31 protein-coding genes are annotated in these 26,118 nt (G+C 56.1%); 15 read left to right on the forward strand and 16 right to left on the reverse strand.

The window, feature by feature from the left end:
- Positions 1-72: 72 nt before the first annotated feature.
- Positions 73-1,848, reverse strand: coding sequence for an SLC13 family permease (locus tag GKR98_15930; GenBank protein QMU59537.1), 1,776 nt, complete (start codon positions 1,846-1,848; stop codon positions 73-75).
- A gap of 90 nt (positions 1,849-1,938) precedes the next feature.
- A complete protein-coding gene (locus GKR98_15935; protein ID QMU60141.1) occupies positions 1,939-2,499 on the reverse strand; it encodes a DNA-3-methyladenine glycosylase I in 561 nt (186 codons plus the stop codon).
- A 154-nt stretch (positions 2,500-2,653) separates the two neighbouring features.
- Here GKR98_15935 and GKR98_15940 point away from each other — a divergent pair, with 154 nt between their 5' ends.
- Positions 2,654-3,391 carry a hypothetical protein gene (locus GKR98_15940; protein QMU59538.1) on the forward strand — a complete coding sequence of 246 codons (738 nt, stop codon included), beginning with the start codon at positions 2,654-2,656 and terminating at the stop codon, positions 3,389-3,391.
- A 9-nt stretch (positions 3,392-3,400) separates the two neighbouring features.
- A complete protein-coding gene (locus GKR98_15945; protein ID QMU59539.1) occupies positions 3,401-4,399 on the forward strand; it encodes a glutathione S-transferase family protein in 999 nt (332 codons plus the stop codon).
- 6 nt (positions 4,400-4,405) lie between these two features.
- Here the strand turns inward: GKR98_15945 and GKR98_15950 are convergent, their stop codons facing one another.
- Positions 4,406-4,720 carry a DUF3775 domain-containing protein gene (locus GKR98_15950; protein QMU59540.1) on the reverse strand — a complete coding sequence of 105 codons (315 nt, stop codon included), beginning with the start codon at positions 4,718-4,720 and terminating at the stop codon, positions 4,406-4,408.
- Between the two features lie 151 nt (positions 4,721-4,871).
- Here GKR98_15950 and GKR98_15955 point away from each other — a divergent pair, with 151 nt between their 5' ends.
- On the forward strand, positions 4,872-5,720 hold the full coding sequence (locus tag GKR98_15955; GenBank protein ID QMU59541.1) for a methyltransferase domain-containing protein: 849 nt from the start codon (positions 4,872-4,874) through the stop codon (positions 5,718-5,720).
- A gap of 98 nt (positions 5,721-5,818) precedes the next feature.
- The gene (locus GKR98_15960; protein ID QMU59542.1) at positions 5,819-6,781 is read left to right on the forward strand and encodes an acetyl-CoA carboxylase carboxyltransferase subunit alpha; all 963 of its coding nucleotides are present in this window, start codon (positions 5,819-5,821) and stop codon (positions 6,779-6,781) included.
- Here the strand turns inward: GKR98_15960 and GKR98_15965 are convergent.
- The 4 genes from GKR98_15965 to GKR98_15980 form a co-directional block, all read right to left on the reverse strand.
- Positions 6,778-7,740, reverse strand: coding sequence for an EamA family transporter (locus tag GKR98_15965; GenBank protein ID QMU59543.1), 963 nt, complete (start codon positions 7,738-7,740; stop codon positions 6,778-6,780). The genes GKR98_15960 and GKR98_15965 overlap by 4 nt on opposite strands.
- Positions 7,700-8,095 carry a hypothetical protein gene (locus GKR98_15970; GenBank protein QMU59544.1) on the reverse strand — a complete coding sequence of 132 codons (396 nt, stop codon included), beginning with the start codon at positions 8,093-8,095 and terminating at the stop codon, positions 7,700-7,702. Before GKR98_15970 ends, GKR98_15965 begins: the two co-directional genes overlap by 41 nt.
- 71 nt (positions 8,096-8,166) lie before the next feature.
- Positions 8,167-10,149 (reverse strand): potassium transporter, encoded by a 1,983-nt coding sequence (locus GKR98_15975; protein QMU59545.1) that lies wholly within the window; start codon positions 10,147-10,149, stop codon positions 8,167-8,169.
- 95 nt (positions 10,150-10,244) lie between these two features.
- Positions 10,245-11,228, reverse strand: a complete 984-nt coding sequence (locus GKR98_15980) for a gfo/Idh/MocA family oxidoreductase (GenBank protein QMU59546.1) — start codon at positions 11,226-11,228, stop codon at positions 10,245-10,247.
- A gap of 200 nt (positions 11,229-11,428) precedes the next feature.
- Here GKR98_15980 and GKR98_15985 point away from each other — a divergent pair, with 200 nt between their 5' ends.
- Both GKR98_15985 and GKR98_15990 read left to right on the forward strand, forming a co-directional pair.
- Complete coding sequence (locus GKR98_15985) at positions 11,429-11,773, forward strand: hypothetical protein (GenBank protein ID QMU59547.1); 345 nt, start codon at positions 11,429-11,431, stop codon at positions 11,771-11,773.
- A 27-nt stretch (positions 11,774-11,800) separates the two neighbouring features.
- Positions 11,801-12,604, forward strand: a complete 804-nt coding sequence (locus tag GKR98_15990; GenBank protein ID QMU59548.1) for a DUF2145 domain-containing protein — start codon at positions 11,801-11,803, stop codon at positions 12,602-12,604.
- 19 nt (positions 12,605-12,623) lie between these two features.
- Here the strand turns inward: GKR98_15990 and GKR98_15995 are convergent, their stop codons facing one another.
- A complete protein-coding gene (locus GKR98_15995; GenBank protein QMU59549.1) occupies positions 12,624-13,061 on the reverse strand; it encodes a transcriptional regulator in 438 nt (145 codons plus the stop codon).
- An 80-nt stretch (positions 13,062-13,141) separates the two neighbouring features.
- On the opposite strand from GKR98_15995, the gene GKR98_16000 reads away from it, so the two are divergent.
- Together GKR98_16000 and GKR98_16005 are read left to right on the forward strand one after the other, a co-directional pair.
- Positions 13,142-13,501 (forward strand): hypothetical protein, encoded by a 360-nt coding sequence (locus tag GKR98_16000; GenBank protein QMU59550.1) that lies wholly within the window; start codon positions 13,142-13,144, stop codon positions 13,499-13,501.
- Positions 13,502-13,507: 6 nt separating this feature from the next.
- Positions 13,508-13,906 carry a hypothetical protein gene (locus GKR98_16005; GenBank protein QMU59551.1) on the forward strand — a complete coding sequence of 133 codons (399 nt, stop codon included), beginning with the start codon at positions 13,508-13,510 and terminating at the stop codon, positions 13,904-13,906.
- 5 nt (positions 13,907-13,911) lie between these two features.
- Here the strand turns inward: GKR98_16005 and GKR98_16010 are convergent, their stop codons facing one another.
- The 6 genes from GKR98_16010 to GKR98_16035 form a co-directional block, all read right to left on the reverse strand.
- Positions 13,912-14,325, reverse strand: a complete 414-nt coding sequence (locus GKR98_16010) for a DUF1761 family protein (protein QMU59552.1) — start codon at positions 14,323-14,325, stop codon at positions 13,912-13,914.
- 12 nt (positions 14,326-14,337) lie between these two features.
- On the reverse strand, positions 14,338-14,520 hold the full coding sequence (locus GKR98_16015) for a hypothetical protein (GenBank protein ID QMU59553.1): 183 nt from the start codon (positions 14,518-14,520) through the stop codon (positions 14,338-14,340).
- Between the two features lie 12 nt (positions 14,521-14,532).
- Positions 14,533-14,772, reverse strand: a complete 240-nt coding sequence (locus GKR98_16020) for a hypothetical protein (protein QMU59554.1) — start codon at positions 14,770-14,772, stop codon at positions 14,533-14,535.
- Positions 14,765-15,100: a metalloregulator ArsR/SmtB family transcription factor gene (locus tag GKR98_16025; GenBank protein ID QMU59555.1), complete on the reverse strand. Its 336-nt coding sequence runs from the start codon at positions 15,098-15,100 to the stop codon at positions 14,765-14,767. Before GKR98_16025 ends, GKR98_16020 begins: the two co-directional genes overlap by 8 nt.
- Before the next feature lie 46 nt (positions 15,101-15,146).
- Positions 15,147-16,346 carry a Bcr/CflA family efflux MFS transporter gene (locus GKR98_16030; protein ID QMU59556.1) on the reverse strand — a complete coding sequence of 400 codons (1,200 nt, stop codon included), beginning with the start codon at positions 16,344-16,346 and terminating at the stop codon, positions 15,147-15,149.
- Between the two features lie 258 nt (positions 16,347-16,604).
- The gene (locus GKR98_16035; GenBank protein ID QMU59557.1) at positions 16,605-17,561 is read right to left on the reverse strand and encodes a CoA ester lyase; all 957 of its coding nucleotides are present in this window, start codon (positions 17,559-17,561) and stop codon (positions 16,605-16,607) included.
- A gap of 237 nt (positions 17,562-17,798) precedes the next feature.
- Between GKR98_16035 and GKR98_16040 the strand changes: the two genes are divergently transcribed.
- From GKR98_16040 to GKR98_16055, 4 genes are all read left to right on the forward strand, one after another.
- Complete coding sequence (locus GKR98_16040; protein QMU59558.1) at positions 17,799-18,800, forward strand: DUF1611 domain-containing protein; 1,002 nt, start codon at positions 17,799-17,801, stop codon at positions 18,798-18,800.
- Complete coding sequence (locus GKR98_16045; protein ID QMU59559.1) at positions 18,800-19,765, forward strand: dipeptide epimerase; 966 nt, start codon at positions 18,800-18,802, stop codon at positions 19,763-19,765. The genes GKR98_16040 and GKR98_16045 overlap by 1 nt, the downstream gene beginning before the upstream one ends.
- A gap of 4 nt (positions 19,766-19,769) precedes the next feature.
- Positions 19,770-20,630, forward strand: a complete 861-nt coding sequence (locus GKR98_16050) for a D-amino-acid transaminase (protein QMU59560.1) — start codon at positions 19,770-19,772, stop codon at positions 20,628-20,630.
- Between the two features lie 111 nt (positions 20,631-20,741).
- Entirely contained in the window at positions 20,742-22,910 is a 2,169-nt protein-coding gene (locus tag GKR98_16055; protein QMU59561.1) for an EAL domain-containing protein, read from the forward strand.
- On the opposite strand, the gene GKR98_16060 is transcribed toward GKR98_16055, so the two are convergent.
- A complete protein-coding gene (locus GKR98_16060; GenBank protein QMU59562.1) occupies positions 22,899-23,213 on the reverse strand; it encodes a DUF1244 domain-containing protein in 315 nt (104 codons plus the stop codon). The two genes, GKR98_16055 and GKR98_16060, sit on opposite strands and share 12 nt — an antisense overlap.
- Position 23,214: 1 nt before the next feature.
- Complete coding sequence (locus tag GKR98_16065) at positions 23,215-23,946, reverse strand: N-formylglutamate amidohydrolase (protein ID QMU59563.1); 732 nt, start codon at positions 23,944-23,946, stop codon at positions 23,215-23,217.
- A gap of 145 nt (positions 23,947-24,091) precedes the next feature.
- Here GKR98_16065 and pyk point away from each other — a divergent pair, with 145 nt between their 5' ends.
- From pyk to rpmI, 3 genes are all read left to right on the forward strand, one after another.
- Entirely contained in the window at positions 24,092-25,537 is a 1,446-nt protein-coding gene (gene pyk / locus GKR98_16070; protein ID QMU59564.1) for a pyruvate kinase, read from the forward strand.
- Between the two features lie 31 nt (positions 25,538-25,568).
- Positions 25,569-25,790 carry a hypothetical protein gene (locus GKR98_16075; GenBank protein QMU59565.1) on the forward strand — a complete coding sequence of 74 codons (222 nt, stop codon included), beginning with the start codon at positions 25,569-25,571 and terminating at the stop codon, positions 25,788-25,790.
- 120 nt (positions 25,791-25,910) lie between these two features.
- Positions 25,911-26,111, forward strand: a complete 201-nt coding sequence (rpmI, locus tag GKR98_16080; protein QMU59566.1) for a 50S ribosomal protein L35 — start codon at positions 25,911-25,913, stop codon at positions 26,109-26,111.
- Positions 26,112-26,118: the final 7 nt, after the last annotated feature.

Here is a 26,118-nt window from a genome sequence, read left to right on the forward strand (position 1 = left end):
GCCTCCCGGCGGGATATTCATTGGCTCAGAAAAATGCCCGGGCCATCATTCGCTTACGCTGACACAAAAAACTCAAAGAGGCCAGACAATTAGGATGGTCGGGACGGCAACTGCGATCACCAGAATCTCCAGCGGCAGGCCCATGCGCCAATAGTCCCCGAAACGGTATCCGCCGGGGCCCAGAATGATCGTGTTGTTCTTGTGCCCAATGGGCGTGAGAAATGCGCAAGAGGCCGCGACTGCCACGGTCATCAACCACGCATCCGGGTTGGTGCCGGTTGCGGTGGCCATTCCAATGGCAATGGGGGCTGCGATCAATGTGGTGGCGACGTTATTCAGGAAATCCGAAAGCGTCATGGTCACGATCATCAGCAAAAGTAAGGACACCCAGGGCGGCATCCCATCTGTGACCGACAGAATTTGACCGGCGATCAACTCGGCGCCGCCAGATTGCTCAAACGCCTCGGCCAGGGGAATTAGGCTGGCCAGCAAAACTATCACTTTCCATTCGATAGACTCGTAAACCTCTCGTCCTGATACCAACCCGACACCGACAAATCCGATCACCGCTGCCGACAAAGCTACGGGCAAAGACACCCACCCCAAGACCGCGACGACAATCGCGGCCAGGAACATGCCGATGGACAGACCTGCTTTGGAGCGTTGCACAACCTGGGTTTCCCGCCCGTCTAGCGGCAGCACGCCAAGCCAGGACGCAGCAGCGGTCACCCGTTCCGGCGAGCCCAACAGCAGCAACACGTCACCGGGTTTTATCGGCAGCAGGCGTACGCGCTCGCGGAACCTTTTGCCGTTCCGCGATACGCCCAGCAAAGTCACCGAGTGGCGGTACAAAAGCTGCAAGCCGCGCGACGTTCGTCCGGCAATCCGTGCGCCTTCGGGCACGATCGCTTCTGTCAGAGTAAGACCTCCGGATGTCACGCCACCGGAATGTTTCTCGGAACCTGAAAACTCCAGATCGCCCTGACCCATAAAAGCCTCGATGGATTTAGGCTCGCCCTCGACAACCACAAAATCGCTGGGCCGAATGTCCTGCCGGGCTGCAAAACCAGGAAGGCGCTTGCCGCGCCGCACAAGGCCCAGGATGTGGACGTCGTGCTCATCGGCCAGGGGATAAAGGCTGGCAACAGTTTTGCCTTCTTCCAGGGCCTTCTCCCCCACTCTTAATTCGGCAATATATCGGCCTTTAGCAAACTCGCCTTCTTGTTCCAGCGCGCCTTCCCGTGCAGGCAGAAATCGCCATCCGATCAACGATACAAAGGCAATGCCGGTAATGGCCACGACCAGACCAACAGGCGCGAAATCGAACATGCCAAAGGGCGTGCCCAGAACGTCCTGGCGATACTCGGCGATGACGATGTTGGGTGGCGTGCCGATCAGGGTGATCATGCCGCCCAGAATGATCGCAAACGACAAGGGCATCAGGGTCTTGCTGACCGCCCGTTTGGCCTTTGTCGCGGTTTCAACGTCCAATGGCATCAACAAGGCCAGTGCGGCTACGTTGTTAATCACCGCCGAAAGCCCGGCTCCGACAACCGCCATCACCGCAATGTGCAGTGGCAGCGGGCGCTCGGCGTCCAATAATCGTGATGCCAGCTTTTCGATTGCCCCCGAGCCGACCAGCCCGCGCGATACGATCAGGACCAGCGCGATTATGGCAACAGCCGAATGTCCGAACCCCGAGAATACCCGGTCTTTTGGCACCAACCCCAAGGTTGCCGCGAGAACCAGCGCGCCAAACGCTACAAGGTCATACCGAATGCGCCCCCAGACAAGCAGCGCAAACAACACTGCGAAAATGCCGAAAATCAAATTCTGGTCACTGGGCATGGGTACTCACCTTTGCTCAATGAATAGTCGGAACAAATGCGAATGGCAAAATGGGATATTTTATTAGGTGGGCCGGTGTTGCACCCTAACTCAAGCGCCCCAGCGCCAGCACCCCTTATGATGGTCGTTCACCACACCAACCGCCTGCAAATAGGCATAAATAATGGTCGTTCCCACAAATGACATGCCGCGCTTTTTCAGGTCTTTTGAAATAGCATCCGACAAGGGCGTAGACGCAGGAATATCGGCAGCGCTGGGCCAGTTTCCGACCAGAGTTTCGCCATCCACATGCCCCCACAGCCAGTCTGAAAATGACCCGAACTCTTCCTGCATCGCCATGAAAACCTGCGCGTTCTTGCGTGCTGCCGGTACTTTCTGGCGGTGTCGCACAATAGCAGGGTTGGTCAGTGCCTCGGCCAATTCATCGTCGTTCATCGAAGCAACACGGCCAATATCAAAACCGTGGTAAACCTCGCGATATCCCTCGCGCTTTTTCAGGATGGTTTCCCACGACAAGCCCGCGTGCGCGCCCTCTAGTATCAGCATTTCGAACAACATCTGATCGTCATGCACGGGCACCCCCCACTCGGTATCGTGGTAGTGCGCATAAAGCTCGGTGTGGGAGCCAAAGCAGCGGGTCTTGTCGTCAATCGGATCAGCCATGCACCAACCCTAACGCGCTGCACCTACCACGTCACGCACCCCAACTGACAAGTCATGTCAGTTGCAGCATTGTGCGCTGACACACCGTCACCGCGCGACTTTGCCGGTATCGTGCGTTTGCAATTCGGCCTACCGTGCCAAAATGACCGATATCACCCTCTACGACCACAAAAGCTCGATCTGTTCGCAGATGGCCCGGCTGGCGCTGTGCGAAAAAGGCTTGAGTTTCACACGCCGCCAAATCGACATCATGGATACGAACGAACAGTTCGAACCCTGGTATATGGCCCTTAACCCCAAGGCCGTGGTGCCGACTCTGCAAATGGGTAACGAGGTGGTGACTGACACAATCCGCATCGTTCACCGTTTGCAGCAAATGGACGGCCCCGATCTGTCAGGGGATGCAACCATGGCCAGCTGGCTGAAGGACATCATGGCGCTGCACTATGGCGTGTTGATGTACCGAAAGCGACTGGAAGCGGATGGCACCGCGCCGCAGATTGTCGCCCGCGGCACGTTCCTGACTGAACTCGCAGCCAAACGACCTGATGCGGCCGAAACACTTGCCACCCGCATCGAAGGCAACAAGCGGTTTCAGGACCTGCTGCGCGATCCCGAAGGCGTCCAAACCCACCTCGACGCCACTCGCGATCTTATAGACCGCATGGCATCATCTCTTGTCGATCAACCTTATCTTGCCGGCGATACCCATTCCCTTGCCGATTGTTTTGCGACCGCCGCCATTGCCCGTTTCACCATCCATGGACTTCAGGGCTGGTGGGCCGATACTGCGCTTGAAGACTACTACGCGCGCATGAAACAGCGTCCCAGTTTTCAGGCTGCCCAGGTTGTCGATACCGGCACCGAACGCGACCTGTAGGAGCCACCAATGCCTACCGATCTCCCCGCATTTGTCGCTGCCGCAAACGCACCGCTGACTGACCCTGACAAGAACCGTCAGGTCGGCACTGGTGATCCCCGCTTCGAGATTTACCATTTCGCCTTGTCGCTCTGCTCGCAAAAGGTGCGCTATTGTTTGGCCGAAACTGAAGCCACCTATTTGGCACATGACCTCAACCTCAACATGCCGCTACTGGGCAATTACGATCCGGGTTATGTGCGCCTGCGTCTGCTCGCTGGTCCTGGTCAGGGTTTCGCCACCGGCTATACGGGCCGCTCCAGTGTTGCCACCGAAGGGTTTGACCCGGCAGTTGTTCCAACCCTGGTCGACCATCACGCCGGGAAGGTCGTTGCAGACAGTGCAGTCATTTGTCGTCACATCGACGCCGTAACTGGCGGTCACCTGATCCCACGAGATTTGGCAGCCGATATCCTGACAGAAATTGCAGCAGTCGATGCCACCCCCCATGTCGCAATTCTTTATGGCGGCCATCCTCAGCACGATTTCCGACCGGAACGTCTTAAAAAGAACATGCCTGGCGTCCATGACCGCAAGATCGCCAAGATCAAGACGGCGCGGAATGCATCCAGCGATGATCCTACACTGGTTGCGGCCTACGACGCCAAGATCGCCAAAGAGCTGTCCGGTCGGGACTTCGTGACCACGCCTGCAAAAATGGAGGCAGCCGTCGCTGAAATGCTCGCCATTGTCGCCGCTCTCGATACTCGCCTCGACGATGATCGCCCATTCACCTGTGGCGATAGTTTCACCATGGCCGATGTCGTCTGGGCCGTCTCATTATTTCGAATGAAATGGATCGGAATGGCATTCGCCTGGAACGGAGATCATCCCCTGAACGACCGGGCGCGCCCTAATGTTGCTGCTTATACCAACCGCGCTTTCCAACGTCCGGCATTCAAAGACGCCGTTATCCACTGGCCCGGCGTGCCGCGCACTGAATTCGTGGCGGAACACTACACTGACTGACAAGGACTACATGTGATCCTCGGCCTCGGATACATCTATGCCAAGCGCCTCCATCCCTGCTTCCAGATACTCCGGCAAGCCGGGAATACCAGAAAGATACTGTTCAGTCGGCGCAGTCGCATCGACGCGCGCATGGGTCTTTGCAACGGCAAGTTCCGCTGGCAAATATGTCTCGCGCCCAACCCACATCAACGACACCAGGCTGACTTTCTCATCATCGTTCAGCCCGCTGACGTAGTCCTTTAGCTGGGCACCGTCAGGTCCATATTCCCGCGCAAGAAAAATTACGCGGACGATCTTGGCAGTTGAGATATCGAGCATGTTCTGACCTCGCGACGTGTCTGGTGCGTTCAGGCCCTATCGCAACTTGACCCACGGAACATTGCGCCAGATCAAATAGACTTGAAGCGACCGCCCAAGCCGTGATTGGTTCAATTCCAGATGATGACAAAGCCCATTCTAGAAAGACAGTATGACAGATTTTCCGAATACCGATCAGGCAGAATTCTGGAACGGCCGTTCGGGGCTTAGCTGGATCACCAACGAACAGGAGCAGGATCACCTTCTTGCCGCCGCCAGCAAAGCCGTTCTTGCCGCTGCATGCCTGTCTCCGGGGGAAAGAATTCTGGATATCGGTTGCGGCACTGGCTCCTTGTCCCTCGAGGCCGCGAAATCTGTCGGCGCTTCCGGGCAGGTGCTGGCCACCGATATTTCCGCCCCTCTCCTGCGACGGACTAGCGAACGCGCTGGGTCTTTGCCGCAAATCACGACTCACCTTGCCGATGCCGAGACGGCAGAATGGCCACAATCTGAGTTTGATGCGGCAATCTCGCGCTTCGGTGTGATGTTCTTCGCCAACCCCACAGCGGCATTTGCAAATATTGCCCGTGCGCTGAAACCCGGCGGGCGGATAGTTTTCGCAGCCTGGGCCCCAAGTGCCGTCAATCTCTGGTGGCATATGCCCAACCGTATCGCCAGCAATCATCTCGGGTTGCCTCCCAAAACGTCGCCCCACGCTCCAGGACCCATGGGTCTTTCCGATATTGAATGGTCCCTCAACCACTTTCGCGCCGCCGGTCTCATTGAGCCTCGTTGTGAAGTCACTGAAATAACCCTTCAGCACGATGGCGGCGCTGAAGGCGCAGCGAACCTGTCCCTCCGGGTCGGTCCCGCCGCGCGCATAATTTCCATGTTTGATGCTGATGCCGCCCAGATCGAGTCCATTCGCAGCGAAATCAAATCCGCCGTCAGCAAGACTGAAGTAAACGGCACCGCCCAAATCCCTGCGACCATACATCTCTACAGCGCAACCGTCCCCTGATCCATTTTTCTAGCCTCTGGTGCTTCGCATCGCGACGAAACTTGCAGAATGTGTCGGTCGCAGTCATATAGATCCGAACACCCAAAGCAGGGACGATCATGCAAAGCTACCTCGAGTTCGAAAAGCCCCTTGCCGAGATCGAAGGCAAAGCCGAAGAGCTGCGCGCCATGGCCCGCGCCAACGAAGAAATGGACGTCGAAAAAGAAGCCGCAGCGCTGGATAAAAAGGCCGCGCAGCTTCTGAAAGACCTCTACAAAGACCTCAGCCCATGGCGGAAATGCCTCGTTGCCCGTCACCCGAACCGTCCCCATTGCAAAGACTATATCGACGCGCTTTTCACCGAATATACCCCCCTTGCCGGTGATCGGAATTTTGCTGACGATCAGGCGGTGATGGGCGGCCTTGCACGCCTGAACGACATGCCCGTCATGGTCATGGGCCACGAAAAGGGCAATGACACCAATTCCCGGATCGAACGCAATTTCGGCATGGCAAGACCGGAAGGGTACCGCAAAGCTATCCGCCTGATGGATCTTGCCGACCGTTTCAACGTGCCCGTAGTGACTCTCGTCGATACTCCGGGCGCATACCCCGGCAAAGGGGCCGAAGAACGCGGCCAATCCGAAGCCATCGCGCGCAGCACCGAAAAATGCCTCAGCCTTGGGGTTCCCATGGTCTCTGTCATCATCGGCGAAGGCGGCTCCGGCGGCGCCGTTGCCTTTGCCACCGCCAACCGTGTCGCGATGCTGGAGCACTCGGTCTACTCTGTCATTTCACCCGAAGGCTGCGCCTCGATCTTGTGGAAAGACGCCGAGAAAATGCGCGAAGCCGCCGAAGCCCTGCGTCTGACCGCACAAGACCTTCACAAACTGGGCGTTACCGACCGCATCATCGCCGAACCTGTCGGCGGCGCGCAACGCGACAGCGCATCGACCATCGCGTCGGTTGGGCTTTGCATCGAAGACATGATCAAGGGCCTGACAGGTATGTCGCGGGATGAGGTGCGCAACGACCGCCGCAAAAAGTTCCTTGAGATCGGTTCGAAAGGGCTGGCGGCCTAAGACCGGTTCCCTATCACTTCGGTCAGAGACGCCCCCAGAATCAACGCGGCCCCCAACGCTTCGAATGGACCGAACGGCTCACCGGCCAAAAGCGCGACGGATCCAATTCCGACGACAACTTCACTCATCAACAAGATCCCCATGCGGCCGGGTGTTAAGATCGACGCCGGCCACATGGTCAGCAGGATCATCGGAACCGCAAACAACCCCGAGAGCACTGCATAAAGCCAAAGGTCCTGAATAGGAGGGAATTCGGTACGCGATCCAAGCGTGTCACCCGCCACAAGCAGCAACACAAACGTCACAACAATGCTTCCGACAAGGAAGGCAAGGGTCAGATGAATGGGTGGAATATTGCCAACCTTATAGATCTTATACGATCCAATGGCCCAAAAAATCCCGGACGCCAGGGCCAGAACATCGCCAAGGTTGAAACCGGACCGGCTGCCACATCCGACAACCGCAAACAATCCGCCAAAGGCCATCAAGATAGCAAGCACGCGCGCAAGCGTCAGGCGTTCTCCAAGGAACATCACCCCGATTGCCGTTCCCCATACGGGTGTCAGATAAAATAGCAGCAACGCCCGCAAAACGTCCGTCAAAGTGATCGCGGTGCCATAAAAGGTAAATGCTGCTCCTGTCAAAAGACCAACCCACGCGAACTGCCACTTGGACACTGTCGGGAATTTAACGGCAAAAGCGAATGGCGCGATAATTGCTAGGGCCGCGACATAAATAACCAAGCCCGGCCAAACACCCGTCAGCCCCAGTTCCTCGAACATCCGAATTGGCACCCAATACAGACCCCACAATGCGCCACCGGCGACAACTGCTAAACTGGCAAGGCGGATGGTCGATGTCGATTTGGCTTGGTTCAGGCTGGGCACAGCGCCGGGCTTTAACATGCGTTTTGGGACTTCATGTGCCTGCCACCTGGCGTTCGTAGTCGGCCACATCATACCAGCCCAGCGATTTGGTCACTTTCAGATCGTCATCCAGATCCCATTCTTCCCAACCCGAAAAGCAAACCGGATTGAAGGATTCTTTGTGGTGACCTTCGAAAGTCCAAGCATAGATCATGTGACGGCCGGCAACTAAGACGCTGTCCAGCGATAGAGTGAGGTCTGGGAAATCTGCCATGAATGCGCCCGCCATTTCGGCAATCTCGGCCTTGCTGGTCATCGGATCGTTGCCATTCATGCCCATTGTTGTCTGCTCGGCGTACCGGTTCGCAACGGCGTCCGGCTCGCGGCTTGTCCAAGCGGCGCAATGCGCTTGCGCGATGCGACGGGCCGTCTCCAAATCAGGCAACATGACAGTCTCCTGCGATTTCCGGTATTTGAATCACTATCCTTGCTTTCACGACTTGCAGACCGCAATCCCGGTCATTTCGCGTCTTCATCCTCGGACTCAATATTTCCGGATCGAATATCCGACATCTCCTTGCCCAACTGGTCCTGCCAGGGACCTCGAATTTCCTGAACGCGGGCGATATAGGCTTCGTTTTCGGTCGGCGGGATTTCCAGATCATAGACATCCGCAACTTCGATCATCGACTTGCGATCCATCCGGTCAAAGGCATCGGCCATCGCCTCGGCCTTATCCTTGTCCACGCCCATCGCCTCAAATGCGGAACGCCCCATGCGGATCGAACTATCATAGGTTTCGCGAATGATATCGCGGCATCCAACCGCCCACAGGTGATACACATGGTGCCGGTTCCGCGCCCGCGCGATAACGTGCAGATCGGGGAACGTCTGCACAGCATAGCGAGTTAACTCGGTCGCCCTCTCTTCGTCGTCAATTGCAACGACAAGAATTTTCGCGTTGGCAATTCCTGCGGCGTTCAGCAGGTCGGGCCTTGTCGCATCGCCGTAATAGGCCCGTGCGCCGAACACTCTTAGATTGTCGATTTGTTCCGAGCTAAAGTCGATCACGGTGGTATTGTAACCAGCCGACCCCAACATACGGTCAATCACCGTGCCAACCCTGCCAAAGCCTGCGATTATAATGTCGCCCGCTTCTTCGATCTCGTCCTCGTCACGCTCTTCATCCAGACCGGTAAACTTTGGCGCGATCACTTTGTCGTAAAGAATGAACAAAGCCGGGGTCAGAAGCATCGAAAGCGCGATGACCAACAGCAACTGATCAGCAACCGAGGTTGGAATGACCGAATTGGCCACCGTGAACGACAACAGCACAAAGCCAAACTCACCCGCCTGCGCCAGTCCCAATGTCATCAGCCAGCGGTCCGTGCCGCGCAACGCGAAGATCGTGCCCAGCACGAACAACACGGTGCCCTTCAGCAATATCAATCCAAGCGTTAGCCCAAGCGTTGCACCCAACGAACTGAACAACAGCCCAAAGTTGATGCCCGCGCCGACGGTCATGAAAAACAGCCCCAACAGCAACCCCCGGAACGGATCAATGTCGGATTCCAACTCGTGGCGGTAGTCGCTGTTGGCCAGAACCACGCCCGCAAGGAATGTTCCCAGAGCCGGGGACAACCCGACCAAAGACATCAATAGTGCAATTCCGACGACCATCATCAGGGCGGTCGCGACAAACAATTCGCGCAACTGCGCCACCGCGATGAACCGGAACAAAGGCGTCGTCAGGAAGTTCCCGCCAAGGATCACGGCGGCAATTGCGGCAAGCGTCACCAACGCCGTTTGCCAGCCGTTCAACCCGTCCACCAAACTCATCGACGACCCATGGCTATCGTCGCCATGATCATCCTCACCGTGGGCATCACTATTGGCGGCGTCGCCATGACCATCCGCCGCAACAGTTTCAGTTGCATGCACTTCAGCAACGCCATGGGTGTCTACAGCCATGGCGCCATCCATCAGGCCCGGCATCGCCAGCAATGGCACCAGCGCCAGAATGGGGATCACGGCAATGTCCTGGGTCAGCAGGATCGAAAAGCTCGACTGCCCCCCGTCGGACTTCATTAGCCCCTTTTCATTCAACGTTTGCAGCACGATAGCCGTCGACGACAGCGCCAACACCAACCCGATGGCCAGCGCAATACTCCAAACCTGCCCAAACAACATGGCGGCCAGCATTACGATCGCCGTCGTGATCAAAACCTGCCCGCCGCCAAGGCCCAAGATTTGCCGCCGCATCGACCACAAGTGCTTGGGTTCCAGCTCAAGCCCGACCAGAAACAGCATCATGACCACACCGAACTCGGCAAAATGCTGGATCGAAATCACATCGACGTTCAACAAGGCCAAAATCGGGCTGATCAGGATCCCGGCAATCAGATACCCCAGGACCGAGCCCAACCCCAACCGCGAGGCTATCGGAACCGAGGCGACACCAGCCACCAGAAAAACAAACGCCAGCATCAGGAAATCGGTCATGAAAAGTCCCCCTTGGCCTGATCAAATGGTCCGGCCTTACCTAATGGCAAGGTTCCACCAAGGCGGGCAGGGCCGTCAAGGCCAAAGGTCAGAGGTCAGCCGCGCGCGGCAGCCTCCCATTCGTTCAGAAACGCCATGATCTCAAGCGAGTCTTTCCATCGTGGCGAAGGACGAGGAGCCTCCAACTCGCCACTTGCTAGGCACCGCTCGACCATCCGAACCTGGTGGGCAAAAGCATCCAACCCATCAGATACGACAACCCGCTCAACCGGTTTCTTGTGTTCGCGCACTTCCAGAACGTTCTCGCCACCAACCGGCAGCCAGGGATTGGTTGCAAACCGCAGCGATCCCAATTCGCCGACAATCTCGAAACTGTGGTGCATGCCGTAGCTGTCGGTTGATTGCAGCGTTGCCAGGGTGCCGTTTTCGAACCGGACCGAAATCGCCGTATCGCAGATGTTGCGTTCGGAATTCAGATTGCCCGTCGCCGTCACCCTGCGGGCGGAAAAGGCATCCTCTCCGAAGGACGATTGCATCACGAAATGCAAAAGCGAAGCGGGATAGCACCCAAGGTTATAGAGTGTACCGCCGCCCGCCGGGTTTACCACGTCTTTGATGTCGGCGGCATAGATACCGTTGACTGACCGCACTGTGCCCAAACGACCATCGGCAAGAACTTCGCCCAAAGCAGAGTAAATCGGATGGCTGAGATACATCAGGCCCTCGACGAAAAACACGCCCGCCGACCGAACCCGGTCGATTAGGTCTACGGCGTCGCCATGAGTGACTGTGAGTGACTTCTCGGACAGGATCGCTTTCCCGGCGCTTGCGGCGGCAGCGACCATTGGCAAATGCGCGTGGTTCGGCAATCCGATGTAGACCACGTCGATGTTCGGGTCTGCCAAAACGGCATCATAATCACCGAAAACCTTCGCGATCCCGTGGTTCACGGCGAAAGCCTCTGCGCGCGCTGTCGAACGCCCGGCGACCGCAGCCAGCTCTGATCCCTCACTTTGCGCAATCGCCTCCGCAACAGTGTTCGAGATAAACCCGGTTCCCAATATCGCCCAACGCAACACCATCCCACTCCTTGGCAAGTGATAACAGGCCTCTGCTAAGGCAGCCGGGCCAGCACGGCAAAGGGTTTCTCTGCAGTTCCTGCGGCATCTCCCAAATCCGTCCAACACTTTATTTGAACAATGTTCATGAAAAGTGTTGACGAATCGATCTCTCCTTCCTAATTGTCATGAACGTTGTTCACAAAATGAAGGAAAGACCAATGTTGAAACGAACTTTTGCCGCCGCTGCCGTTGCAGCCCTTGCCGTTTCGCCCGCGTTTGCTGGTGCCAGCGGTCAACACTCTGCCGCGGCAGGCGACCACAGTGCCGCAGCCTCGGCCCACGGCGTATCGGCTGTCGCATCCGGCGTCTCAACAGCAGTCGCCGTGCCGGTCATCGCAGTTGGGGCCGCAATCACCGTCACCGGTGCGGCATTGGAAGTTGTGGGCGAGGGCGCTCTGCATCTCGGATCCGATATGGCCAACGCGGTGCCTGCGCCCGTGGTGATCAACAACGGCGTCATTGTCACTGGTATTGCAGCCGATGGCGCGCCGACGCTGGACTAAACCTGTAATCGAACAAGGACCAAACCCATGAAACGCATCGCCGCTCTCTTCATCGCCGCCCTTGTTGCTCTCATGCCAGCCGTTGCGACGGCTGGCAGCAGCGAGGCCGGCAAACCAATCCTGTCGCAACATTTAGTCGCCCAGTTTTCAAACCGTGTGCAAAAAGACCTGGCCGCGCGCGGGGCGCACGTTGCCATCGTTGCCCGAACAGGTCGCGACCCTAAATCTCTGCCGCAGGGCGTGCGCTATACCCACCTTGGGTTCTGGGTTTATTCCGACATCACCCTGGCGGATGGTTCCAAAGGGCGCGGTTATAACATCTATAACCTGTATCAACTGGCTGACGATAAAACCCGCAGTCGTCTGGTACAGGACACCCCCGCTGATTTCTTCGCAGGTGCGCAGAAACTTGATGCAGGCATCATCATCCCCGACGTGCGCCTGCAACAGAAGCTTCTGAACGTTATTACCAGCCCGACGTATTCAGCGCTGCATAACGCCAAGTATTCCGTGTTGGCCAACCCCGATAACATGCGGTTCCAAAATTGCACCGAGCATACGCTGGATGTGTTGATGGCCAGTCTCTACGGCACCAGCAACCGCGCCCAGATCAAGGCCAACATCAACGCGCATTTCGATCCTCAGGTGATCCGTCTTGGTGGGTTAAAGCGCGCCTTTGCCCCGGTCGCCTCGCAGGCGCTGACGACATCGGATCACGGCAGCACAGTTGCCACGGCGACCTTCAGCTCGATTGCTCGCTTTATGAAACAGCATGATTTGACTGACAAGGTATACCGCATCACGCCACAAGCATCCTATCGGATCAACTAACTGGTCTGGGCGGTCGCACTCAGGCCGCCCCGATTGCTGTGTTCACCCGATCAATCTCGGTCTCATACCAGGCCACCGCCGCCTTCGGATCATCCCGATAAGCGGCGGCAAATGTGTCCGGTGCTTCCGTTTCGGTGTCATACTCGGTCGACCAGACCATCATGCCCAGAAAAGCAGGCAACAACGCCCGCGCCTTCGCCGTCGGCAGATAAACAATTTTGCTTTTCTTCTGCTGGTCCACATGACGACTCAGCATCCCGTCCGCTTCCAGCCGCGCCAGACGATCCGCCAGAATATTGGTCGAGATCCCTTCTTCGGACCCCAGAAAATCACCGTAATACCGCTTTCCATGCAGCAGAACATCGCGCAGCAGCACAAAGCACCACTTGTCGCCAAAGATGCCCGCCGCATAGCGCACCGGGCATCCGCCCCAGCTGATTTTGTCAGGTTTTGTCATGAGAGAAACATAGGCGATTTCATTCCACTTGCAATTTACAAGTTGGGTTGCTAAAAATCTACTTGCAAAAAACAAGTGAAATGGAGTTCACCATGCCCACCCCCTTCGTCTGGTTCGACAACATCGGTAGCAATCGCGATGAAACCGCCTCGTTCCTGGGTAAGGCTTTCGGCTGGTCCGAAAACAATATCGGCCCCATGACATTTCTGACGGGCGACGGCGAACTGCCCTTCGCCGCCGCCTGTGATGCCATGAAGGATATCAGCGGCTGGGTGCCCTATATCGAGGTTGACGATCTGGAGGCTGAAGTCGCCAAAGTCAGTGCGCTCGGGGCCAATGTGGTTGCGGCCAATCTCGATGGACCCGCAGGAACCGCCACCTTTCTGACCGACCCCGGCGGCGCTCCCATAGCGCTCTGGAAACGCGGCCAGAACATGTAACCTGTGATGCGCCACGCCCTGACAATCCTTGCCTTCGTGGCGGTGTCTTTCGCCGTGCAAGGCACCTCACACTTCGTGATCAACGTCGACCACTTCGCCGCCATCACATTCATGCGCCCCGATCCGGTCCTGCCGCTCGGCTTCCTCGCGATGGCGGTGCAGGCCCTGATTATGAGCTTCGCAGTGCACCGCCTTTATCCGGCCGGTGCCACCATCGCCGACGGCCTCAAAACCGCCGCCGCGTTCGGCGCCTTCCTTGCTGCCTACATCGTCCTCGTTGAGCCGTCGAAATACATCGCGCCTTCAATCCCGGCATGGATGCTGGTCGAAGGCACCGCCAGCTTGATCCAGTTTGCCGCGTTCGGTGTGCTTCTGGGCTTGATCCACCGCCGTCCCGTGACCTGAAGACCCTATTGCCAGACCGCCAATATGACCGACAGGATCACGATCAACACCACCTGACTGCCAATCGCCAGTTTCGCGGCTTCATAACGTTTCAAAAATGCATAACCTGGCAGGGCAGTGGCAGCGGCAAAGCAAACGGCGACAACAACGCCAAACCCAAGCCCCGCGCCAACCCCAACAACACCAACCGCGCGCTGCACCAGCGCCAGACCGACCACCAACAAGATCATGCACCCAAGCCCGATCCCATAGGTATAAGCTGGAACCTCTGCCGTATGCTGCGTCTTGTCCGCCGCGCCATAGGCCTTGGCCCAGGGGTCGGCAAATATCACCGCAAACCACACCGTCAGAAATATCTGCCCAACCACAACGCAGACCAATACAGCCAGCCAGTTCAGACCGCCAAAATCCAGTTCCATACCAAGTCCTCTCTAGTCATCCTCAACAAAGGCGGCCAAAGCCGGTAACGCCGCGTTCCAGCCACCAGAAAACAAAGCGACACGGCTGTCCCACTGATCGCCCAATTCCGCATCCCCTTCGACATGCACCACCCGCACCCGCGTTTGCGCGCCCTCAGCCTCAAACGTCACCGTCACCTCGGTCGGCCCAATGATCCGCCCGGGGTTTCAGGTCAGACAAATCTCGTTGGGGGGGTCGCACCGCAGAACTTCGCCAAAGGTCATGCTCTCGCCATTGGCGGTCTCTTCTAAGAAACGCCCGCCCAGCTTAGGTTCCAACCGCAGCACAGAATCCGCAAACTTTCGATGGCTCCTCGGCCACCACAGATCAATCATCCCGGTGAAGGCCTCGAAAGCATGTTCCACCGGGCACCGCAATTGCACGTCCATGACAAACGGCTCAGACATCGTCGTCTCTGCGATAGGTATTCTCAGCCACCATGGTGAAACGATTCAATGCATCACCCCAGAACTGGCCCATCCAGTCCTGCGCGCTGTCAAAGCCGTTTCGCTCCAACTGATAATAGTTCCGGTTACCAACCGGTTGCATCGAAATAATGCTAGCTTGCTGCAAAATGCGCAGATGTTTGGAAATGGCCGGGCGGCTGACTGGAAATGCCTTGGCAATCACCCCCACTGCTTTCGGTCCGTCGGCCAAAAGCGCCACGATATCGCGTCGAAGCGGATTTCCCAACGCATCAAGCGCGGCATTGCTGGTCTTCTTCGGCAGGGCCATTTTGTGCGTCACTTAAAAGTTACGGTAACCCTTAAGTTACAAAAGTCTACCCAACGTGCAAGACATCATTTTCACCGCTATCCAGCCTCCGCGCCCAAAGCGCTGCCAGTAAACCGGCGAAACTCGACCCCAGCATCAAGATCAGCAACACCGCCGGTGGATTTCCAATTCCCAATGCAAACCCTGTAAGCGAAGTCAGAACCGCTCCGCTGCCGACATTCAGCGCGGCATTTAGCCCCGCGGCACTGCCCGCCATACCATCCCGCGCTGAGATTGCCCCGGTATTGCTGCCAGGCATGGTCACCCCATTGCCGATACCTACAAAAATTGTGCTGCCAAAAAACAACCAGGCCGAGTGAACACCTGCAAGAAAGATGATTAATCCAACACCAAGACCGAGACAGGCCACCACACGTCCGGCAATCATCATGGTTGTCAGGTGATATCGCGGAGCAAACTTTCCGGCCAGAAAGCTGCCCAACATAAAACCGGCCGTGATGCTTCCGATGTAAATTCCCAGTTTGGCCGTGCCGACCCCAAATGTCTCAGCCGCAACAAAGGGCGCACCTGCCAGAAAGATAAAGAATGCTCCGGTCGAAAACGCGGTGCAAAACGCATAGGCCAGAAACGTGGATGTTTTCAGCAGGACCAACAGATTGCCTGCGCCTGAACGGGCGGCTTTAGTGTTCTTCGGGCGGGTTTCTCCCAGATCGAACCAGCAAATTGCCAGAAGCATAACTCCACAGCCGGTATAGAGATAGAAATTGGATCGCCATCCAAATCCGGCGTCCAGAAAGCCGCCTAATACCGGTCCCAACATCGGGGCCAGAGCCATGACCATACTCATGTAACCGATCAGACCCGCCGATTTCTCCTTTGACGTGGTGTCACGCACAATGGCCAGCGACAGCGCTGCACCTGCTGCCACCGCGCTTTGGATGGTTCGGAAGGTCAGAAAAATCCAGATGTTGTCCGCAATCGAACAGATGGCAGAGGCAAAAACAAAAACTGTCATGGCAACCAGAATGACCGGTCGCCGTCCATAGCGGTCGGCCAACGGTCCGGCTGTCAGATGAACCAACGCTGTTGCCCCAAGAAACCCGGCGACGGAAAAACTTACCAACGCATAATCAACACCGAAATCGGCCGCGATGTTTGCCAACGAAGGCAAGAACATGTTGAGCGACGCAACCGAAAGCGCCGTCAGCAAAATTAACGTCAGAAGGTGGGGCGAGGTGCGGGTCATGAAGTGTTCCGATTTTGGCGACGCTAGAGTTTCCTAGCCGGAAAGACAATTCTGGCGCAGTCCCTGGGTATTACTGGCCCAAAAATATCCCCGCCGGAGGCCAACGGGCGTCAGCCCGTTCCGCGGATTTCGTGTCGAAATCCGCGTTACCTAAAGATTAACGAAGTCAAAACGTCCCGTTCGGGTCCACCGACGTAATACCGACGCGATACCGAAACCGATCATTGTGCAAAAATCGCTCGAAAATCCGCTCGGGCTTTATCCCGCAATCATCTCGGACTGACGCACAATTACTTCGGCCTGCCGCACGCTGGCAATGTCCACCAACCGACCCTTATAGACCGCAGCCCCTGCACCGGTGCGCTGGGCTTCCTCCATCGCCGCAAGGATTTCCCGTGCCTCGGTCACCGCCGCGTCCGACGGCGTAAACACCTCGTTGGCAAGGGTAACCTGCTTGGGATGGATCGCCCATTTGCCGACCATCCCCAATGTTGCTGACCGCAGTGCCTGGGCCCGAAACCCGTCGTCGTCGCTGAAATCTCCAAAGGGCCCGTCCACCGGCATAACGCCATGGGTCCGACACGCCGCCACGATCGCAGCCTGGGCCCAATGCCACGGGTCTGACCAATATTTTTGGCCTTCGCGGTGCATGTAGTAATTCTCTTGCGTCCCCCCGATACCCGTTGTTTGCATACCCATCGAGGCTGCGAAATCGGCAGCACCAAGGCTCATCGCCTGCAATCGGGGCGAGCTGGCGGCAATCTCTTCGACATGGGAAATGCCAGCCGCCGTCTCGATGATCACTTCAAGACTGATCGGGTTTTTGCGCCCTTTGGTGGCCTCAATCGCTGTCACCAAGGCGTCCACTGCATAGACGTCCGCCGCACATCCAACTTTCGGGATCATGATCTGGTTCAGCGCGTCGCCTGCCTGTTCGACCACGTCTACTACATCGCGATACCAATAGGGCGTATCCAGCCCGTTGATCCGCACGCTCAGATACTTGTTGCCCCAGTCAACGTCATGAGTAGCCGCAATCACATTGGCCCGCGCTTCGTCCTTGTCCGCAGGCGCAACGGAATCTTCAAGATCAAGGTTTATAATGTCCGCATCACTCGCCGCCATCTTCTCAAAAATCGCCGGACGCGATCCCGGACCAAACAATTGGCACCGGTTGGGGCGCGCGGGGGCAGCAGGCTGTAACTTGAAACTCATCGGGTAACTTTCTTTCGTTTTGCGATCACATTCTGTTAAAATGTTGCGCCGCAGCATTCAAGCCCATTTCGCACACGCAGAAAGATGCGCTTTGCTTGAGATGACTAGGATAATCTTCGATGATTTGTATAAGTCACCGAAGAAAATTCGACAATTTGCTGCTCAAGCGGCGATTTAGCAAAGATCTACAGCAACGTATCGCGCAACATCGCGCGACTCGAAATTTTGGGGGAAACCATGATTCGCACGCCTTACTTGCTGTTCCTCGGGGACGCCAAAGACCAACTCGCTGCCAAGGTTGCCCAAGGCATCCAGGATTGGCGCCCTGAAAACGTCGTTGGACAATACAGAATGGACGGCTGCAATGCTGATGTTGGCGCGCAGGATATGTCCCTGCAAGAGGCCTATGACAAAGGCGCTCGCACATTGGTTGTTGGCGTTGCCAACCGCGGCGGCGTCATCTCCGAGGCCTGGCTGACCGTTCTCGCTGAAGCGATGGAGATTGGTTACGATATCGCCTCGGGCCTTCACAACCTTCTGCGTGATGAAGGTTTGCTCAAAGCCACGTCGGCACGCGCCGGTCGTACGTTGCACGATGTCCGTGTTCCCAGCGTCGCTTACCCGATAGCCAATGGCGACAAGCGGGCCGGAAAGCGTTGCCTTGCTGTGGGCACTGATTGCTCGGTTGGGAAAATGTACACCGGCCTGGCAATGGATACCGAAATGCAGAAACGCGGGCTGAAATCCACGTTCCGCCCAACGGGCCAAACCGGCATTCTGATCACCGGAAATGGTGTTCCGCTTGATGCTGTTGTGGCTGACTTTATGGCCGGCGCTGTAGAATGGTTGACGCCCGACAATGATGCAGATCACTGGGATCACATCGAAGGGCAGGGTAGCTTGTATCACGTTTCCTACTCCGGCGTGACGATGGCTCTTATTCATGGCGGCCAACCTGACGCGCTTATTCTGGCACATGAACCGACCCGCACGCATATGCGCGGCCTTCCGAACTACGACCTGCCAAGTCTGGAAAAATTGCGGGACACAGCGCTTCCACTTGCCCGTATTTCCAACCCTGCATGCGCGATCGCCGGGATATCCGTAAATACCAAGGCTCTTTCCGATGATGAGGCCGCTCAGTTGTGCTCAGACATTGAGATGCGCATGGGTCTGCCGACTGTTGACCCTTATCGGCACGGCGCTTCCCGGTTGGTTGACTCGCTATTGGCACTCTGATGCGCTTTTCGGCAAAACCAGAAGCCTTTCGGCTGGCCGAGACATTTACGATCTCGCGAGGGTCGCGTGATGTCGCGGACGTCTTGACCGTCACCGTTGAAGACGGCGATCTGACAGGGTGGGGCGAGTGCGTGCCTTACAAGCGCTACGGTGAAACCATGGATGGCGTGGCTGCGGCTGTTGGGGCACTATCAGGCGATATTGACCGCGTGTCATTGCAGGCCGCGATGGCCCCTGGTGCCGCGCGCAATGCCGTCGATTGTGCTCTGTGGGATCTGGAAGCCAAGCGCGCGGGCGTGCCAGCCTGGCAACTCGCCGGTCTGCCCAAGCCTGGTCCTGTCACCACGGCCTATACTTTGTCGCTGGATACGCCAGAAAAGATGCGGTTGGCCGCCCAAAAACACGCACATCGTCCGCTTTTAAAGATCAAGTTGGGCGGCGAAGGAGATATGGCACGGCTAGAGGCTGTCCGAGAAGGCGCGCCGAATACCGACCTGATAGTGGATGCCAACGAAGGCTGGACTGCTGAAGTCTACAGCGATCTTGCCCCGCATCTTGTCCGCCTTGGCGTACTGTTGGTTGAACAACCTTTGCCGGCTGACAGCGATGATCTTCTTGCTGAAATTGAGCGTCCCTTGCCAGTTTGCGCCGACGAGAGCTGTCACGACCGCAATTCTCTGTCCGCTCTCAAAGGCAAATATGATTTCGTGAATATCAAACTGGATAAAACAGGTGGTTTGACTGAAGCACTTCTTCTGAAAGAGGCGGCTTTGACGGATGGCTTTGGTATTATGGTGGGATGTATGGTCGGAACTTCCCTTGCCATGGCCCCGGCGGCATTGGTGGCGCAAGGCGCTGGCGTAGTTGACCTTGACGGCCCGCTTCTTCTGGCCGAAGACCGCGACCACGCACTGAATTTTGACGCGGATGGTATTCATCCGCCCACATCCGACCTTTGGGGATAATGAAATGAGCCGCATCGTCTACGTCAACGGAGATTACGTCCCAGAGGATCAAGCAAAAGTGTCGGTCTTTGACCGTGGGTTTCTGTTTGCCGATGGCGTTTACGAAGTTACGACGATTCTGGAAGGCAAGATTCTGGACTTTGCCGGCCATGCAAAGCGACTAGAACGTTCACTGAACGAACTGGACATGGCCGCGCCGGCAACGACAGACGAAATTCTCGAGATCCACCGCCAGTTAATTGCACGGAACGATTTGACCGAAGGCATGATCTACATGCAGGTCACCCGAGGGGCAGCCGCCGACCGAGACTTTGCATTCCCTAACCCGGCCGAAGTCTCGTCGTCGCTTGTGTTGTTCACTCAGTCCAAGAACATCGCAGAAAGCCCTGCTGCCAAAACGGGCCTTCGCGTTATTTCTATTGAGGATCAGCGCTGGGCGCGCCGCGACATCAAGACTGTCCAGCTTCTTTACCCGTCAATGGGCAAGATGATGGCCAAGGCCGCCGGATGTGACGACGCGTGGATGGTCGAAGATGGTGCAGTAACTGAAGGCACGTCAAACAACGCCTATATCGTCAAAGACGGAAAGATTATCACTCGTCATCTGTCAAACGATATCATGCACGGAATTACACGCGCAGCAGTTCTGCGTTTTGCTCGCGAAAGTCAGATGGTGGTGGAAGAGCGGGCGTTTACTATTGAAGAAGCGCAGAACGCGGATGAAGCGTTCATCACTTCGGCGTCGACATTCGTCATGCCCATCGTCGAGATTGACGGCGCTTCATTGGGTGATGGCACTCCCGGTCCGGTCGCTGCACGTCTGCGGGAGATTTACTTGGATGAAAGCCGCAATACCGCCATTTGAGGCCTTAAAACCTGCAATTTTAGGCAACTAAGTCCTTTCGGCAGACGGCAATTAACGTCGGTCTAAACCTGGCTCGGTAAAAATTGCACGTGTTTGCAATCCGGCCGTTCGATGACTCTTGACGACATTATCGCCTCGTTTCCCCATCTGACAGGTGACTCTATTGCTATCGGTTTTCGGGCCGAAGGCGAGCCTGACGTTTATCTGCAGTGGGTGAACGGCGGCTACGTGCACATGTTCGGTTACTCATCGGAAGAGGCTATTGGGCAGCCTGTTTCATGGGTTCATGATCCGGAACATGGCCAAGATTTTGTTGCCCAGGTCCGGCCTAAATTCGACGCAGGTGAACGCGTTGCATCCGGCGAAACGTATTGCTGGACCAAATCGGGCGAGCGGATTTGGACAAGCGTTATGATTTTCGTCGTGCCGGTAGAGGGTGGGCGGTACAACGTCGCGTTATACAGGGATCACTCGGCTCTAAAAGGCAGGGAACTGGCGGCCGAGGCGGCATTGTCGGAACGGGACTCTGCTGTTCGCGAACACAAAGACCTTCAATCCCGCCTTATTGCTGCGATCAACGCAGTTCCGGATCCGCTGGCAATCTGGGACAGCAATTTTCGTTTGGTGGTCTGTAACAGGGCTTTCTCACCTCGAATTCTAGGCAGAAAAGTATCGTTGCCTGCGGGCACGCGTGTCGAAGATGTACTAAGGCTTGCCTCATATTCCGGCCAGTTTGCTGAAGCAGTTGGAAACGAAGAAAATTGGGCGACGACTGCCATTGCAGATGTTCGAAATGGTCCCATTCGCCACACAACGCGATTTTCTGACGGCGCCGTTCACAGCGTAATCAGCCACCATCCACCCAATGGTGATACGCTTGTACTTTCAGTCAATATTACGGATCTCGAAAACGAGAAGCTACAGCGCGACAGCTACGCCAAACAACTGGAACAGGCTAACGAGTTGGCTCAGTTTCAGTCCCTGCATGATGAATTGACCGGGCTGAAAAACCGTCGACATCTTGCCGAGGCCCTGCAAAAAAACATCCAACGCCGCGCACGCGAAGGCGGGCATATTGCGGTGCTCCACATCGATCTCGATCGCTTCAAGCAAATCAATGATACGCGCGGTCATGCTGTTGGCGACAGCGTCTTACAAACTGTCGCAGATCGAATTTCTGATGTCATTCAGGACAGTGATGATCTGGCAAGAATTGGCGGTGACGAGTTTGTTGTGCTGCGATACTGCGAAACCGAAGAAGATATTCCAACCCGGCTGGGGACCAGGATTGTCGAAGTTCTGTCGAAGCCCATTCTCCACGGCGGCAAAGAACTACGGATCGGCGCAAGCGTAGGTATCGCGGCTACTACATTCTCAGAGCAGGATGATCTGCTGACGGACTCGGATATTGCGCTATACAAAGCCAAATCTACTGGTCGAGGATGTGTCTGTTTGTTCGAACAGGCAGATTTCGATGCCATGGCCCGAACCAAGCAATTGTCGGACGAAGTTCTGCGTGCACTTGAATGCCGAGAATTTGTGCCATTTTACCAGGTTCAGGTCGATGCTGCCACAAAGTCTATTGTCGGATTAGAGGCATTAGCGCGCTGGCAACACCCTGACCGGGGCATCGTTATGCCGGACGAATTCCTGCCCATTGCCGAGGACCTGAACGTTGTAGATCAGATTGACCAAATGATCTTTGATATGGCTTTGCAGGAAGGCATAGAGCGGTTTGCCGATGATTTTGCACCGGCTTTGTCCTTTAATGTCAGTCACAAACGTCTAATGTCCCGCGATCTCATAAATGCGGCGGAACGCGCGAAACTTTATCGTGGCGGGGTGTCGTTCGAACTGTTGGAATCTATATTTCTGGACGACACGGACGAAAGTGCGCGCTTGCAGCTAGATGCACTGCGTGATTCAGGTGTCCAGATTGAAGTTGATGATTTCGGCAGCGGTCACGCTTCGATTATTGCCTTAGAGCAAGTGGCACCACATCGATTGAAAATCGACCGACGACTCGTGTCCTCAGTTACCGCTTCTCGAAGATCTGCCGGGATGGTTCAGGCCATTGTATCGTTGGGACGGTCATTAGACATCGCGGTCACTGCCGAAGGCGTCGAAACTCGGCGACAGGCTGACCTCTTGCACAAACTGGGTTGTGATCGGCTTCAGGGCTTCTACTTCGGACGCCCGAAACCGATGAGCAAAATCGTTTTTGAAACGGCGTGGGAACCCGGGGCCTCAATGCCGCGCCAGGTTGACCTAGGGTTTTGACGTTACATTCTCTTCAAAGGCCTTTTCGAACGCCGTGTTTTGCGTCGCTGATGCCTCTGTTTGGTACTTATCTTTCCATTCAGCGTAAGGCATTCCATAAAATGCCTCGCGTCCCTGTTCTTTGGTCATTGGGATTTCGCGTTCGGTTGCTGCTTCCTGATACCAGCGGCCCAAACAATTTCGGCAGAAGCCGGCCAAGTTCATCAGGTCGATGTTCTGAACATCGGTACGGTCTTCCATCAGATGCTTCTGAAGCCTGCGATACGCCGCAGCCTCAAGCTCAAGCTGTGTTTGCGGGTCCATATTATACTCCTGTAGCTTCGGCCATTGACAAGGCCTCGGGCAGAAGCTGTGCATACCTGTCGGCCCATTTGGTTTGCCCTATGTCGTCGGCGATCAAATCGTTCCTGATCTCAATCAAGGTATTCTGCCGCCCATGCGCAATACCATGGCGATCAATTGTGTCGCCTCTCAAAAAACCGGAATAAGGCTGGTTTTCTCCAACCACCATTCGATCTTCACGGCGCAACAGTTCGATCAGCGGTCGCGAAAGGCGATCATCGTCCGCGAAAAGCAAGCCCGTTTGCCAAGGGCGCAAGGCACGCCCGCGAAACCGAGGCGTGAATGAATGCACCGAGATTATGACTGTGTCTTCCTGACGGCCAGCCATCTCGGCGACAGCTGAGTGATAAGGCCAGTAGCATTTTTGAAGGCGCTCGTTGATTCCGTCTTCGGTAATTCCCCGATTGGCAGGAATAAGTGTGCCGTCATAAAGCTGCATGACCAGTGTCGGATCATCCTCACCCCTATTGGGGTCGATGACCAGTCGCGAGAAATTCGACAAAACCACCGGCGCGCCTAGACGCTCAGCAAGCCGAATGGCAACTCCCGAGGCCCCAACATCATACGCTATGTGGCGCGCCATATCGTCATTGTTTATGCCCAAGCTGCCGCCATTTACCCAATCGGGCACCCGGTTCGTGGCATGGTCGCAAATGACCAACAACCGTGATGCACGGTCTCCACCAAGTATCATTACCGGGTCCCAGTCTAAATTTTGGGCAATATTCTGCATAAAGCTTCTCTAACCACACCGTTACAAAAGCGCCAGTTGTCACGCGCTAACATTTGCGGCAATAGAGGCGCAACAAAAGCTGACATCGACAAAAAGGACCCCTCACATGCGGCGCCAGCGCAATGTAAAGATCGTGGCCACCCTTGGCCCAGCCTCCAGCGACTATGAAACCATCCGCGCGCTCAGTGATGCCGGAGCCGACGTTTTCCGGCTGAATATGAGCCACGGGACGCACGCTGAAATAGGTGAAAGACATCGCATCATTCGTGAAATTGAAGGCGAGACAGGCCGCCCGATTGGCATCCTTGCTGATTTGCAGGGACCGAAATTGCGCGTCGGTGTCTTAGCGAACGAAGAAGAGGAATTGGAAGAAGGTCAGGCTTTCAGACTTGATCTCGATTCCGCCGACGGAGACGGAACGCGCGTTCAGTTGCCGCACAAAGAAATCTTTGATGCGCTTGAACCCGGCGCGCACCTTTTGGTCAACGATGGGAAAATCAAGTTAATTGTCGAAGAATGCGGTGGAGACTTCGCAAATTGCAAAGTCGTGGTTGGCGGCACAATCTCGAATCGCAAGGGCGTGAACGTGCCGGATGTTGTATTGCCGGTGGCCGCACTCAGCGAAAAAGACCGCAAGGATCTCGAGTTTGTGTGTCGCCTTGGCATTGATTGGCTGGCGCTGTCTTTTGTTCAGCGACCAACTGACGTTGCTGAAGCGCGTGAATTGGCGCAGGGCCGCGCAGCAATTCTGTCGAAGATCGAAAAGCCCGCTTCGGTCAAGGAATTCGAGAACATTCTGGCCGTCTCGGACGGCATCATGGTGGCAAGGGGCGATCTTGGCGTTGAGCTTCCGGTCCAAAACGTTCCGCCCATTCAAAAACGCCTTGTGCGCAAGTGCCGCTCGGCCGCCAAACCCGTGATTGTCGCAACCCAGATGTTGGAATCGATGATTGAAAGCCCCATGCCAACACGTGCCGAAGTATCGGACGTCGCTGCGGCGATATATGAAGGCGCGGATGCGGTAATGTTGTCGGCTGAAAGTGCTGCGGGTGACTATCCCATCGAGGCCGTGCAGACGATGAATGCAGTGGCTTGCGAGGTTGAAGATGATCCAACGTATCGTGAAGTGATCGAAGCCAGTCGCGGTGGCATGAAACAATCCGTTGCAGACGGAATTGTCTCGGCTGCCCGTGAAATTGCAGAAACAGCTGATATTAAGGTTATTTGTTGCTTCTCGCAGTCAGGCAAAACGGCCTCGCTTGTGGCGCGTGAACGTCCCCGTGTGCCAATTATTGCGCTGACGTCGATGATGGGCACCGCACGCAGATTATCCCTGACGTGGGGACTTCATTGCGTCAAAACTGACGAGGTTGATCGGTTTAAGTCGGCTGTGGTGAACGCCGCCCGCGCTGCACGGATCAATGGTTTTGCCGAGCCAACCGACCAGATTGTCGTGACTGCTGGCGTACCTTTCGGACAATCTGGGACAACCAATATTTTGCGCGTTGCTCCCTGCGACGAAAGATTGATTTTGCCCGCCGATCCAGAGTAAAATTCGCCCAGCGGGGGCGAAAGGAAGGCAAATGGCAGCCTATACTGACGCTTTTATGATCGTTGGAATTTTGATTCTTGCGGCAGCTTTTCCTGCCGCAGTAGGGGCTTTTTCGCGTGGAAGGTCGCCACGAGCGGCGATTTTGGCCTTGATGGTCGGAGGCGTGCTGATTGTGATGGCAAACAGCTCTCGCCCCGGTGGTTACAAGATGGAAGAATTTCCTAGTCTCTTTCTCAGCATCTTCACCGGATAAATATCGCCACTTTTCCCTTGCCACACAGGCAGATCCCGGTTAATTCGCGCACTTCGACGGGTCCGCCGGCCAAGTGGCATGCCGAGTGGGCCGTGAACCGTCCGACTAAAGGAGATGGAAATGCCTAAGATGAAGACAAAGTCGAGCGCCAAAAAGCGCTTCAAAGTGACCGCGACCGGTAAGGTCGTTGGTGGCCAGGCTGGTAAACGGCACGGCATGATCAAGCGGTCCAACAAGTTCCTGCGCAACGCACGTGGCACCAATGTGCTCAGCGAGCCGGATCAGAAGTTGGTCAAATCTTACATGCCATATAGCCGTTAAGGAGCCT

Origin of the sequence: Boseongicola sp. (genome assembly GCA_014075275.1) — a bacterium.
Taxonomy (GTDB): domain Bacteria; phylum Pseudomonadota; class Alphaproteobacteria; order Rhodobacterales; family Rhodobacteraceae.